Below are 12,595 nucleotides of genomic sequence, written 5' to 3'. Positions count from 1 at the left end.
ATGTGTTGTTCCTGAGATGTCCGTGGCGGAACGGTGGCGCGATCATGGGTTGACACGCCCCGGGTGAAGCGGATTTCACGGCGCAGGCGATAGCGGAGCACGTGACAGCTGTACCGCACCCCGATCCGAAGCCGCCGGACCCGCCCGGTCCGGCCGCCGCAGCCTCGCCGTCGCCCTGCTCAGCGGCGCCCTCGGCGCGGCCGTGGCGCTGCTCTCCACCGGCAGAGCTGGTCGGAGGGCACAGGCCGTCACCTCACCCCGCATGCCACGGCCCAGACCACGGGCGTCAAACGCCGTGGGCGGGGCCGTAAAGCGAACCTGTCCTCGCGGGGCAATCCCTGAATGTGCGTGATCCTTTTCGACGGGTCGGGCTGCGTCGTTTCGCCGTAGCCCGTTAGGGTCTGGGCCTGGCCTGGTTCGTCTGTTCGGGCTGGTCCAGCGTGGTGGAGGGAGACATGAGTTGGCCGTCCCGTGGGACCTGGTGATATCCAGTGCCGGCGGCGTTGCCGCCACGGTCGTAGGCGTCTTCGCCGGCGGCGTTGTGGGGCGGCGTGGCCAGAACGAGCAGTGGATCAGGGACAACCGGACGAAGGCGTATGCGGCCTTCTTGGAGGCGTTCGCCACGCTGGAGATGGACTTGCGTGAGGCGTTCCTGGAAGATCGGCCCCATACGTACGACTGGGTGCCGTGGCATTCGGCGCTGACCGCTGTCAGCCTGGTCGCGCCGCGTGAGGTGGCTGCAGCCGCTTCGGAGTTGACTGGCGCGGTGGGACGCTTCGCGGAACTGGTCGACAACTCCCCCAAGAGACGCGAGGACTTGCAGGAGGTTCACGCTGCGCTGGTCGCGGGACAGATCCGTTTCGTGAACGCGGCGCGAGAGTCGTTGGATGGCGGGCAGGAACCGCTTGCCTGGCAACTCGGAGGGCCGCCCGCGTGGCACGAGATTGAGCCGTATGCTCCCGCGCCGTCCGCGGGCGAGCCCGCGTAGGCCGTTGTTCGGCAGGCCGCTGACGACTCACGGGACGTCAACCACAAGCGCGAGTTGCACGGTGTAGTAGACACGGTTGCGGTTCAGGCCTTGGCCGCGGCGACCTCTCGCGCACGGCCGGAGAGTTCCCTCACCGCGCGGGCCTTGGCATACGGGGCGAGGTCTGCGCGCATCGTGGTGAAATGATCGTCGCCGCGGACGTAGGGCTCCGTTAGGTCTTTGTGTCTCGCGTGTTCAGGAGCATGGTGGGTGTGTGGACGCATATGAAGTGAACCGTGCTCGGGCGAAGTTGGCGTTATTCGTGGCTGATGTGTTCGCCTCGGTGCCGCGCAAGGACCAGCGGGCCAAGAGCGACTGCTATCTGCGGGGACTGATGCTGGACGGACGGCGCAAGTCCATCCAGCCGATGGCGGAACGGCTGCCGGACGGCAACGAGCAGAATTTGCAGCAGTTCGTGAACCAGTCGACGTGGGATCCGGTGCCGGTGCGGCGGCGGATCGCGCAGCGGATGGTGCCGCTGATCGGCCCGGATGCCTGGGCGGTCGACGACGTGTCGTTCCCCAAGGACGGCCGGATGTCGGTGGCAGTTGCGCACCAGTACTGCGGGGCGTTGGGCAAGCAGGCCAACTGTCAGGTCGCGGTGAGCGCGCACGCGGTCTCCGACACCGCGTCGTGTCCGCTGCAGTGGCGGCTGTTCGTGCCCCAGGAGTGGGCGGACGATCCGATACGCCGGCGCAAGACCGGGATTCCGCAGGAGATCGGGCACCGGGAGAAGTGGCGCCTGGCCCTGGACAGCATCGACGAACTGGCCGAATGGGGCATGGTCCCGCCGGTGCTGGTGGCCGACGCCGGCTACGGCCAGAACGCCGACTTCCGCGACGGGCTGGATAGCCGGGGCATCGGCTATGTCGTCGCGGTCCGCTCGGACGTGACCGTCCACCCGCACGATGCCGAGCCGGTCACGCCGCCCTGGTCGGGCAACGGCCGCAAGCCGCAGCCCCGCTACCGGGACAAGCCGTCGGCGGTGGCCGCGCCGGCGGCCGGCCATGGGCGGCAGGCCTTCACCGAGGTGACCTGGCGGCAGGGCTCCCGCGGACCGATGCGCTCGCACTTCCTGGCGCTGCGGGTGCGGCCGGCCGGGGTCAGAGCCCGCCGCCTGGCCCAGGCCGCCGCCACCGCGCAAGACGGCTGCTGGGACGGTGTCCTGCCCGAGGTCACGCTGCTGGTCGAATGGCCCGACGGCGCCGAGGCACCCACCGACTACTGGCTGTCCAACCTGCCCGCCGACATCCCGGTCGCCGAACTGGTCCGCCTGGCCAAGATCCGTTGGCGCATCGAGCACGACTACCGCGAACTCAAGCACGGCCTCGGCCTGGACCACTTCGAGGGACGCTCCTGGACCGGCCGGCATCACCACGTCACCCTCGTCACCGCCGCCCAGGCGTTCCTCACCGAACAGCGCCTGGTCCCAAAAGCCGATACAGCGGACTCACCCTCTACCAGATCCTCGACACCATCCAAGACCTGCTGAACTGCTGGACCGGCACCTGCACCACCTGCCACCGCCCCCTGCCCAGAACACCCACCACCAGCCAGAAACCCAGAGCCAGAGCAACCTAACGGAGCCCTACTCCACCACAAGCGCCGTTACCCTGCCCAGGCCGCTGCCCGACGACCGCCTGCAGGGCGCGCTCGACCGCATGCCGTCCGTGCGTAACCAGCTCACTTTCGTCCTGGCCGCCGTGCATGCGCTGAGCAGCCATGACCAGCGCCATCTGCTCCTGGACGACCTCGACCTCAGCCGCGGCACGCTCCTCGTACGGCGCCAGGGCAAGACCGATCACACCCTGTACCTCGACGAGCTCACCTTTCGCCTGGCCCGACAGTGGCGGGCCGAACGCCATCGCCGCTGGCCGAGCAGCACCAACCCCTACCTGCTCGTGACCGTGTGCACTGCGGTCGACGACACCCACCCCGCCGTCAACCCTCAGCCTGGATCCACCGCGTGAATTCTGATCTTCGGTATCGGGCGGGCTCGGGGTGATCTTTCGGGGTGCGGGCAGCACGATGGGCCGGGTGGCCGTCCGGTGCGGGGTCTCCGAGGTTCTTCCAGGTCGTGGGCGGTCAGGTCGAGCGTGTGGTTCAGGTGAGCATGCGCTGGCCGGTGGCTGTCCACAGGTCGGTGAAGTCGTCGGCCCAGCGCCAGCGTTCGGGCAGGTGGAGGGTGACGCGGCGGGCTCGGGTGGCGATCCGGGCGGGGATGTTGATCAGGTGGCGGCGGATGGTGCCGGTCCTCGCCTTGGCATGGAAGGCGGAGGCGAGGTGGCCGCTCGCGCGGGTGAGGTTGTAGGCGGTGGCGGCCAGGGTCAGCCAGGCCGCGTTCGCGGTGAACTTCCCCGAGGGCAGGTGGGCGAGTGCGGAGTCTTCCAGGTCGGCGAAGACCTGCTCGATGACGGCGTGTTCGCGGTGCATCGGCTCGGCCTGAGCCAGGGCGAAGGGGCTGTCGGTGAAGATCACGTGGTGGCGCCAGAGGCCGAACAGCTCGGCCTGGCCGGCGGGCACGCTCTTGGGGTTCAGCCGTTTCACGCGGCGCACGATCAGCCGGGCAGTGGTGTGGAACGCCTTCTTCTTGCTGGTGAACGCGGTGAAGGGGATCTCGGTGATCTCGGCGTCGGAGATCCAGCGTTCCTCCTCGGCGTCCCAGACGGCGCTGGCGTACTTGATCGGCGTCCAGGCATCCTCGGGGATCTGCACGATGGCCTCGCGGATGGTCTTCTTGACCGCGACGGCCAGGGAGAAGGCTGCGCCGGCCTTGCGGCACGCATCGACGACCTTGTGGGAGAAGTACGCCGAGTCCGCACGGACGACGATGTGTGCGGTGATGCCCATGGCCCGGACCGTGGCCAGGGCCTCGCGCAGCAGACTGGCCGCGCCCTTGCCGGAGCCTGCCGAGCCCTTGCGCAGCCTGGTGGCCACGATCACGGGTGCGCAGGTGCCGGTCTTCACGGTGACGATCTGGAAGTGCAGGCCGCGCTGCTTGGTGTAGCCGAACGAGGCGCCCTGCTTGGCGGGGCCGTAGACCTGTTTGACCTTGGAGTCGATGTCCACGAACACCACCTCGTCCCGCTGCGGGACCATGCCGGTGTGCGCGGCCAGGCGGCAGGTGAACGCCCGTGCGGCGGACTCCAGTTGGCGCACATGCCCCCAGGTGAAGGCGCGCAGGAAACTGCCCAGCGTGGACGGCGCCCGCACTCCGCCGAACAGGCGCGGCAGCCCGCCGTGGCGCAGTATGTCCAGGTCGTCGATGCTGTCCGCCCCGGCGACCATGCCGCCCACGATCGACATGGCTTTCGCGTCGGCTGCCGTACCGGCACCGTTCTTCGCACCGGTCAGGTGGACCTTCTCGGCCACCAGCCGGGGCAGACCGCACCGCTCGGCCAGCCGGATCGTCGGGACCAGCCCGGCGTGCGCGATCAGGTCCGGGTCGTCGAACGCGGCGAAGAGCTCCGCGGGCCTGTGGGAGACTTTCACTTACGAGGTGCCTTGCTTCGTGGGACTGGTGTGGGCGTAGGAACTCCCATGATCCCAGGTCAGCAGGCACCTCTTCTCTTTTCGTCGCCCACAGACCGAGTATCACGCGGTGGATCCAGGCTCAGGCGATCACCACATCACTACGCCGACTGGGCCTGCAGGTCGGACGCCTACGGATGGACCGCATTCTCGACGAGGCCAAACACACGGCCGACCCCGTCCACCTCATCCGCCTCTTCGGCCTGTCCCCTTACACAGCCATGCAATACGTCCGAGCCGCGCACCCCTACGGCGGAGGCCCGAGCCCATTGTGATCTGCCGCGGACCGCCGGTGGACGAGTACGGAATTCGACGCCCCTCAGCTTGAATTTTACCGATGATCAGAGCGTTCCAGCCAGTTCCACGGCTGCACCGGTTCGATGACCTGAATCTGACGTGAAGGCGGATCTCCGTCTCTATTTGCAGGATGCCCGTGACGCGCTGTCGTGGAAGCTGGAAGGCTTGTCGGAGTACGGCATCCGCCGGCCCATGACTCGCCAATGGCGACGCATGCCCGTTCGAGGCACCGTACGCCCGCGACGCTAGAGCAGCCCTGACCGACTGACGAAGTCGGCTCCGGCCCACGTCGAAGAACGCGAGCCGGAGCCAAGCCGGACACGGGAAGGTGATGGTGGTCAGTCCGCGGACCGCACGGTGGGTGTGGCGAGGGCGACCGGGCCGGTGGCGGCACCGGTCTTGCAGGAGTCGTGGCAGTTCTTCTCCAGGCTGCAGCACAGTGAGCAGATCGCCCCGGAGTGGAAGGTGCAGTTGGCCACGTCGGGCCGTTCGAAGTCGGTCGTGCACACGGTGCAGGTCAGCGTGGCCGCGGAGGGCAGGCCGTCCGTCCCGAGCAGCGGCTCCTCGAGGTCGTCGACGCGGGCGATGTAGTACCTGCCCTTCGTGAGCACGGCGAACAGCGGTGAGAGGACCATCGCGAGGAACAGGGCGATGAAGGGGGAGTACGCCTTGCCGTAGTCGCCGAAGGCCTCGAAGTACGCGGCGATGGAGACGGCGGAGGCGATGAGCATCGAGCCGAAGCCGACGGGGTTGAAGTTGTACAGGTGGGCGCGCTTGAACTCGATGTACGACGGGCTCAGTTTCAGCGGCTTGTTGATGACCAGATCTGCGACGACCGCGCCGATCCAGGCGATGGCCACGTTGGAGTAGAAGCCGAGGACGGTGTTGAGGAAGCCGAAGACTCCGCCCTCCATCAGGGCCAGCGCGATGCCGACGTTGAGGAAGATGTAGACGACCCGGCCCGGGTGCCGGTGCGTGAGGCGGGAGAAGAAGTTCGACCAGGACAGCGAACCGGAGTACGCGTTCGTCGAGTTGATCTTTATCTGGGAGAGGATCACGAAGAACGTCGCCAGTCCCAGGGCGACGGGCGCCGCGAAGGTCTTGAAGCCGTGCACGTACTGCTGGATGGGCTCGTTGGCCTTGGACAGGCCCACACTGCCGGCGATGTAGAAGGCCAGGAACGCCCCGCCGATCTGCTTCGCCGCGCCGAGAACCACCCAGCCGGGACCGGCGGAGAGCACGGCGCCCCACCACTTCCCCGCGTTCTCGGGGGTCTTGTCGGGCATGAAGCGCAGGTAGTCGACCTGCTCACCGATCTGCGCGATCAGTGACAGGGCCACGCCGGCGCCCGCGCCGACGCCGAGCATGCTGATGCTGGAGCCGGTGGGGGAGTTGCCCGCGAAGTGGGTGAACTGCGAGAACTTGTCCGGCTCCTGGATGGCGATGGAGACGAACGGCGCGACCATCAGCACCAGCCAGACCGGCTGCGTCCACACCTGCATCTTCGACAGGGCGGTCATGCCGTAGATCACCAGCGGCAGGATGATCAGCGAGCAGATCAGATAGCCGACGGCCAGGGGGATATGCAGGCCCAGCTCGAGGGCCTGCGCCATGATCGAGCCTTCGAGGGCGAAGAAGATGAACGTGAAGCTGGCGTAGATGACCGACGTGAGGGTCGAGCCGAGATAGCCGAAACCCGCGCCCCGGGTCAGCAGGTCCATGTCGATGGAGTACTTCGCCGAGTAGTACGAGATCGGGATGCCGGTCAGGAAGATGACCACCGCCGCGGCGAGAATGGCCACCATGGCGCTGGAGAAGCCGTTGGAGATGGCGATCGAGCCGCCGATGGCGAAGTCGGCGAGGTAGGCGATGCCACCGAGCGCCGTCGTGGCCACCACGTAGGGAGTCCAGCGGCGGAAGGACTTCGGTGCGTAGCGCAGCGAGTAGTCCTCCAACGTGTCGTTCTGCGCCCAGTTGTTGTACGTCCGTCCGCCTGTACTCGCCGGCGGTGCTTCCTTGTCGACGATCTCCGTCACGACATTCCCTCTTCCCAGCACTGGGGACGACCCGGGCGACCCCGGGTGATTGCACGGAAGAGTCACGCCGCACTGTTTCTTGAACGTTTCGCTTCCTTTAAGGGAAAGGTCTTTAACGGGCCTTTATTCGACGCGCGTAGATAGTGCACGACCAGGAGCGCGCCGCGTGGGCGGGGCGCCCGTCGATGGGAGACTGTGGCGAGCGAAGGGCTCGAATTGAATACAGACGCCCTCGTCTCCGCCAGATGCTTCCCGTAGAAAGTATTTCTGTGGCAGGGTAATGTCAATCAACGGCCAGGGAGCCGGGTCAGAGTTGGGTGACGACGTGGAAGTCGAAGGCATCCGCCCGTGCCAGGTACAGCCGTTGGGTGAGATGGTTGCCGCGCAGCCGCAGTGCGCCGCGCGGGCCCTCGTAGGAGACCGTTTCGCCCACGGCGCACATCGTCTTCACGTCCAGCGACCGCGCCCGCTCGGCCAACGCCGCCAGCAGGCGCACTCCTTCGAAACACGACTCGCCCAGACTACCCACGACGGGTGCCTCCACACCGAACCGCGCCGCGTAACGCGCGCTGAAGTCCAGGCTCTCGGCGGTCGCGAGCGTCTCGAAGAAACCGGCCGTCGCCCACAGCCCGTCGGTGGACTCCGCTCCGGTGGCCAGCAGGATGTTCTCGTCCATGTGGGTGCTCAGCCGCAGGCACCGCTGATGCAGACCGTACCCGGCGAACGCCCGGTTGAAGTGAGCTGCGTCGTCCCCGACCAGCAGCATCAGTACGGCGTCCGCCTCGCACCGCTCGATCCGGCGCAGCACGGGCCCGAAGTCGCGTGTTCCCAGGGGCACGAAGACTTCGTCGCGCACCAGACCGCCACAGGTCCGGGCGTATCGCCGTGCGGCACGGGCGGTCACGCGCGGCCACACATAGTCGTTGCCCACCGTGCACCAGCGTCGAGCTCCGGTCGCCTCGGCCAGCAGCCGCATCGCGGGCAGCAGTTGAGCGGCGTCGGTCTCGCCCGTCAGGAAAACCCCGGGTGTGCGCTCGCCGCCCTCGTACTGGGCTGTGTAGACGTACGGCACGCGGCCCGCGATCCGCGGCAGCAGCGCCTGGCGCACCGCCGAGGTGTGCCAGCCCACCACCCCGTCAACGGCGCCCAGCGACACCAAGGCCTCGACTTCGGCCGCCACCTGCTCCGGCGACGCCCCGCCGTCCACCGTGACCAGGTGGACCTCCTGGTCCAACACGCCGCCCGCGGCGTTCAGTTCCTCCGCGGCCAGTTGCGCGGCCAGCTCGCACGACGGACCGAAGACCCCCGCCGGTCCCTGCAGCGGCACGACCAAGGCCACGACCAGCGTCGTGCTCGAATCGTCATTCCCTCTCGGCGGCACCGGATGCACAGACCACCTCCGTGAGGGCACTGGGCGCGCGGATCCCGGTCCGGGCCCCGGCACCCTCGCGGAGGCTCGTAATCTGCCCGAACACTAGACCTACGGAAGGACACCGGCAATGCCGTCGGAACCCTCCTCGCCGGACCTTGCCCACCTCCTCAGTCACGCCGAGCGATGCCTCGGCCGGCGCTTGGCCGCGATGCTGGCCGAGGAGGACTGCTCGGTGGATGAGTGGCGCGTCCTGTCGGCCGTCGCCGACGGGCAGGGCCACTCGATGTCCGAAATCGCCGACCACGCCCTCATGCCGGCGCCCACTTTGACCAAGCTCGTCGACCGCATGGTCGCCGGCAACCTGGTCTACCGTCGGCCCGACCCCGACGACCGCCGCCGCGTCCTGCTTTACCTCACCGCCCGCGGCCGCATCCTCCACCAGCGCGCCGCCCACCGCGTCCGCTCCGACCAGACCCGGCTTCTCGACGCCATCGGTGACCAGGGAGAACTCGCCCGGCTCCTGCCTCTGCTCGCGGCGACGGTCGACGGGTTGCCTGCGGTGGCGCCCAGCAGACCGCAGAGTTGATCTTTTCGATCAATGGCCGCGGCCTCGCCCGTGTGCGGCGAAGGTGGGCCTGCGCTTCAGCGTCTTGACGGTCGCGCGAGCGAGTGGGGCGACCAGGTTGGCGTGACGGTCAGCGGAGGTGGTGAAGCCCTGCGCACACGCGCTCAAAGAGGGAGCGCGGCCAGAGCGCGGGCGGGATGACAGGGGTCGAGGAAGACGACGATGCCCGTGGCCTCGGGTGAGGGTGCGGGGAGGAGTAGATGGATCAATGGATCCAGATGACGCGGTGAAGGTCTTGGAGGGTGTTGCCCATCTTGTGACTCAGCTGTCGAGTGATCAGCGAAGCGAGTTCATCGACCTGCTCGGTTCGATGGCTGCGGAGGAGACCGATCCTTCGCGCCGCGAGTTCTTGGAGGGTTTCCCTGAAGGTTTTGGACTCGTTGAGGACGACTCCTGACCTGGGATTTATGCATAGAGCAGGACACGCTTGCGGAGGAGTTCGAATCCCGCGCGACCGAACATCTGACGCTTGAGCATCTTGATCCGGTTGACGTGGCCTTCGACGACGCCGGAGTTCCAGGGCAGTGAGTGGCCGGCGATGACGGCGTCGAGGCCCCGCCCCCTGGAGACTCTCTCCAGGGGCAGGGAAGGGTGGGGGCGATATTCCCCACGACACCGCCGCTGCGGCGGGTGCGAGGTCGGGCGGTTGGCCGGTCAGCCCACGAGTAGCACGAGTTTGCCGCGCACAGTCCCCGCTTCGCCGACGCGGTGCGCGTGGGACACCTCGGTCAAGGGGAAGGTTTGGCCGACCTGGATGGAAAATCGTCCAGTCTCGGCCATTTGGGCGACCTGGGCCAGCGCGTAGGTGGCGCGGCCGGTGTCGCCGCGGCTGAAGCGGACGCCCGTCTGCTGCGCGCCGCGGAAGTCGGCGACCGTGATCACATGCTCGGGGGCGCCCACGAGTCCCATGAGTTCGGGAAGGACACCGCTGCCGGCGACGTCCAGTGCAAAATCGAACCCCGACGGCATGATCGCCCGGACTCGCTCTGGCATCCCGTCGCCGTATGCCACCGGCTCGGCCCCGAGCGAGCGGATGGCATCATGCGTGCCTGGACTACCCGTGCCGATGACGCGCGCGCCGCGCTCCACGGCGAGTTGGACAGCGGCACTCCCGACGCTGCCGGATGCCCCGTTGACGAGCACGGAGCTGCCCGCTGTGACGCCAAGCTGGTCGAGCGAGCGCGCTGCGGTCTCGGCTGCCGCGGGGATCGCTGAAGACCTCGCATAATCCAGCGAGTCCGGGATCGTGGCCCAATACGACAGCACGGCCAACTCCGCCTGGGCGGCTCCGTACGGCGAGGCTCCGAAGACCCGGTCGCCAACCGTGACACCCGAGACATCGTCACCGATCTCGTCAACGAGACCCGCAGCCTCGTATCCCAGGGTCTGTGGCAGTTCCTGGTCCATCAGGCCCCGGCGCTTTTTCCAGTCGCTGGCGTTGATACCCGCGGCACGAACCTTGATCCGTATCTCTCCGGCACCGGGATGGGGATCGGGGAGATCGACGATCTCAAGAACGTCCGGGCTGCCGAACTGGCTGAACTGTGCTGCCCTCATGACGCACTCCTTCCGCGGAAGAAGTGGCGGATCGTCCGATACCGCGTGTGCGCGTACTCCCCGTCCGGCTGTCTGCTCGGCCCAGAGCACGTTTCTACTCCGATACGTCGACCCTACTTCATGACCGCCCACACGTGTCCGAGACGACCACCCCCATCGAACGGCCCCGGTGAGGGTGCGTACACTGGTCGGCCCTGCGCCACCAAGGCGGCCGCGTGGACGTAGGGGTGAAGCGGCCGGACGGCGCCGACTATGACGCTCCGCGCATGGTCAGCGCGGTTCGCGCCAGCCCGCGCAACCAGGCGTGGGCGTGGTCGGTGTCGTAGCGCTGATGCCACGACAGATATACCGGTGCGAGCGGTAGTTCGAGCGGCAGGGGGAGCACGACCAGGCCGAGGTCGGCGACCGCGGATCGCGTGGTGGCTTCGGGGACGCTGACCAGGAGATCGGAACCGCGCGCGAACTCCAGCGCGGCCGCTTCCGTGGGTGCGGTCGCCACCACGCGGCGGGTGAGGCCAAGCCCCGCGAGAGCGTCGTCGAGGGCATTGCTGAGGTTTCCCCGTCGCGAGACGGTGACGTGCTCGGCGGCGGCGTATTGATGTGCGGTGACGGTCCTGCCACGGGTGAGGGGATGCCCCTGCCTCGCGACGATGACGAGGCGGGACTCGCCCACGTTCTCGGCGCGGATGTCCGGTGCGCTCGGGTGGTTGGCGTTCGCCTCCAGGTCCACCTCGCCGCGCCGCAACTCCGGTGTGTCAATGCTCGATTCCGCGACGAAGCGCAATCGCACGCCCGGCGCCTCTTCACGCACGGCCGCGAGCAGCGCGGGGCCGCTCAAGGCGACCAGGGAATCGTGCCAGCGGAGTGTGAACGTGCGCTCCAGTGTTGCCAGATCGAGTTCACGGCTCGGTGCCAGCACCCCTTGGACCTGGTGAAGCAGCTCGTGCACCTGTTCCCGGACGGCGATCGCGTACGGCGTCGGGGTCATCGTGCGGCCGGTGCGCACCAGGATCTGATCCCCGGTCGTGCGCCGGATTCGGCCCAGACTCCGACTCATCGCGGGGGCGGTGACATGCAGGCGTGCGGCCGCCCCGGCCACACTGCCCTCCTCCAGCAGCGCGTCGAGCGCGGCCAACAGGTTCAGGTTCAATTGCACGTGAGTAATCCTAGCCGTGCTTTACATGCATTTGAAGTTATTCAAGGGGCTGTATACCGTCGAGATCAGAGCGCTGGACAGAGCGCACAGCTCGGCCCGAACGGCCTCATCACCCCCTACTCACATGGGAGTTCACCATGTCCGAAACGCTTCAGACCAATGACGTCGCCGCCTCCGACGCCGACCTGCTCGACCAGACAGCGATCGCCGTGCGCGCGGCCGGTTCGGCGCTGCGCGAGCGCTTCGGCGAGGTAGTCCGCTACCAGACCCGCGAAGAGCTGATGCGCGCGCTCGCCGCCAACGACGACACGGCCCTCGGCATCCTGCGCCCCCGCCTCACGCACCTGCGCCCGGACGCAGGCTGGGTGGAGGACGAGCTGGACGGCGGGGCGCTGCCGCCCGGCGAATGGTGGGTCGTGGATCCGGCCGAGGGCAACGTCAACCACCTGCACGCCCTGCCGGAGTGGGCGGTGACCGCCACCCTCGTGCGCGAGAACCAGCCGGTGCTCACTGCGGTCCACCTGCCGTTGACCGGCGAGACCTACACCGCGCTCACCGGCGCGGGCGCCTACCTCGACGGCCGGCCGCTGCACGTCTCCCAGACCGCGGACCTCGGCCTGAGCCTCGTGGCCACCAGCCAGGCCCGGCCCGACGAGGACAAAAACGTCGTGCGACGCGTCGGCTCCTCGATCACCGCGATGCTCTTCGACGCACTCGTCGTCCGCACTTCCGTGCCCGCGACCCTGCACCTGCTGAACGTGGCCGCCGGCCGGATCGACGCCTTCTGGCAGTTCGCCGGCGCCCGCGCGGACCTGCTGCCCGGGGCGCTCCTCGTCACCGAAGCCGGCGGACAGATCTCGGACGCCGAGGGCCGCCCCTGGACCCCGCACAGCGAGAGCTTCCTGGCTGCCGCGCCCGGCGTCCATGCCGAGGCCGTCGCCACGCTCTCACGCTGACCGCGCACCACAACCTGCACGCACGGAAGGACCAGATC

Annotated in this window: 11 protein-coding genes and 1 pseudogene; 7 read left to right on the top strand and 5 right to left on the bottom strand. The window is 68.1% G+C overall.

Going from position 1 to position 12,595, the window contains the following annotated elements:
* Positions 1 to 101: 101 nt before the first annotated feature.
* From OG390_RS00430 to OG390_RS00415, 4 genes and pseudogenes are all read left to right on the top strand, one after another.
* A pseudogene (locus tag OG390_RS00430) lies at positions 102 to 243 on the top strand (TIGR02234 family membrane protein); the annotation flags it as partial.
* Positions 244 to 460: 217 nt separating this feature from the next.
* A complete protein-coding gene (locus tag OG390_RS00425) occupies positions 461 to 988 on the top strand; it encodes a hypothetical protein (protein WP_399095852.1) in 528 nt (175 codons plus the stop codon).
* Positions 989 to 1,241: 253 nt separating this feature from the next.
* A complete protein-coding gene (locus tag OG390_RS00420) occupies positions 1,242 to 2,519 on the top strand; it encodes an IS701 family transposase (protein WP_406164459.1) in 1,278 nt (425 codons plus the stop codon).
* A gap of 169 nt (positions 2,520 to 2,688) precedes the next feature.
* Complete coding sequence (locus OG390_RS00415; protein ID WP_406164458.1) at positions 2,689 to 2,997, top strand: hypothetical protein; 309 nt, start codon at positions 2,689 to 2,691, stop codon at positions 2,995 to 2,997.
* 133 nt (positions 2,998 to 3,130) lie between these two features.
* Here OG390_RS00415 and OG390_RS00410 read toward each other — a convergent pair whose 3' ends face one another.
* The 3 genes from OG390_RS00410 to OG390_RS00400 form a co-directional block, all read right to left on the bottom strand.
* Positions 3,131 to 4,519, bottom strand: a complete 1,389-nt coding sequence (locus OG390_RS00410; protein WP_406164457.1) for an IS1380 family transposase — start codon at positions 4,517 to 4,519, stop codon at positions 3,131 to 3,133.
* Positions 4,520 to 5,193: 674 nt separating this feature from the next.
* Entirely contained in the window at positions 5,194 to 6,891 is a 1,698-nt protein-coding gene (locus OG390_RS00405; protein ID WP_406164456.1) for a purine-cytosine permease family protein, read from the bottom strand.
* A gap of 307 nt (positions 6,892 to 7,198) precedes the next feature.
* Entirely contained in the window at positions 7,199 to 8,281 is a 1,083-nt protein-coding gene (locus tag OG390_RS00400; RefSeq protein ID WP_406164455.1) for a substrate-binding domain-containing protein, read from the bottom strand.
* Between the two features lie 109 nt (positions 8,282 to 8,390).
* Here OG390_RS00400 and OG390_RS00395 point away from each other — a divergent pair, with 109 nt between their 5' ends.
* Positions 8,391 to 8,849, top strand: a complete 459-nt coding sequence (locus OG390_RS00395; protein WP_406164454.1) for a MarR family winged helix-turn-helix transcriptional regulator — start codon at positions 8,391 to 8,393, stop codon at positions 8,847 to 8,849.
* Between the two features lie 247 nt (positions 8,850 to 9,096).
* Positions 9,097 to 9,285 carry a hypothetical protein gene (locus OG390_RS00390; protein ID WP_406164453.1) on the top strand — a complete coding sequence of 63 codons (189 nt, stop codon included), beginning with the start codon at positions 9,097 to 9,099 and terminating at the stop codon, positions 9,283 to 9,285.
* Between the two features lie 257 nt (positions 9,286 to 9,542).
* Here OG390_RS00390 and OG390_RS00385 read toward each other — a convergent pair whose 3' ends face one another.
* Positions 9,543 to 10,445 carry an NADP-dependent oxidoreductase gene (locus OG390_RS00385; RefSeq protein WP_406164452.1) on the bottom strand — a complete coding sequence of 301 codons (903 nt, stop codon included), beginning with the start codon at positions 10,443 to 10,445 and terminating at the stop codon, positions 9,543 to 9,545.
* Positions 10,446 to 10,695: 250 nt separating this feature from the next.
* Entirely contained in the window at positions 10,696 to 11,601 is a 906-nt protein-coding gene (locus OG390_RS00380; RefSeq protein ID WP_406164451.1) for a LysR family transcriptional regulator, read from the bottom strand.
* 137 nt (positions 11,602 to 11,738) lie between these two features.
* Here OG390_RS00380 and OG390_RS00375 point away from each other — a divergent pair, with 137 nt between their 5' ends.
* Positions 11,739 to 12,557, top strand: coding sequence for a 3'(2'),5'-bisphosphate nucleotidase CysQ (locus tag OG390_RS00375; RefSeq protein WP_406164450.1), 819 nt, complete (start codon positions 11,739 to 11,741; stop codon positions 12,555 to 12,557).
* Positions 12,558 to 12,595 lie beyond the last annotated feature (38 nt).

Origin of the sequence: Streptomyces sp. NBC_00996, assembly GCF_045162675.1 — a bacterium.
Lineage (GTDB): Bacteria > Actinomycetota > Actinomycetes > Streptomycetales > Streptomycetaceae > Streptomyces.
The sequence above is the reverse complement of the archived record's forward strand: the minus strand, read 5'-3'. Positions and strand labels throughout refer to the sequence as shown.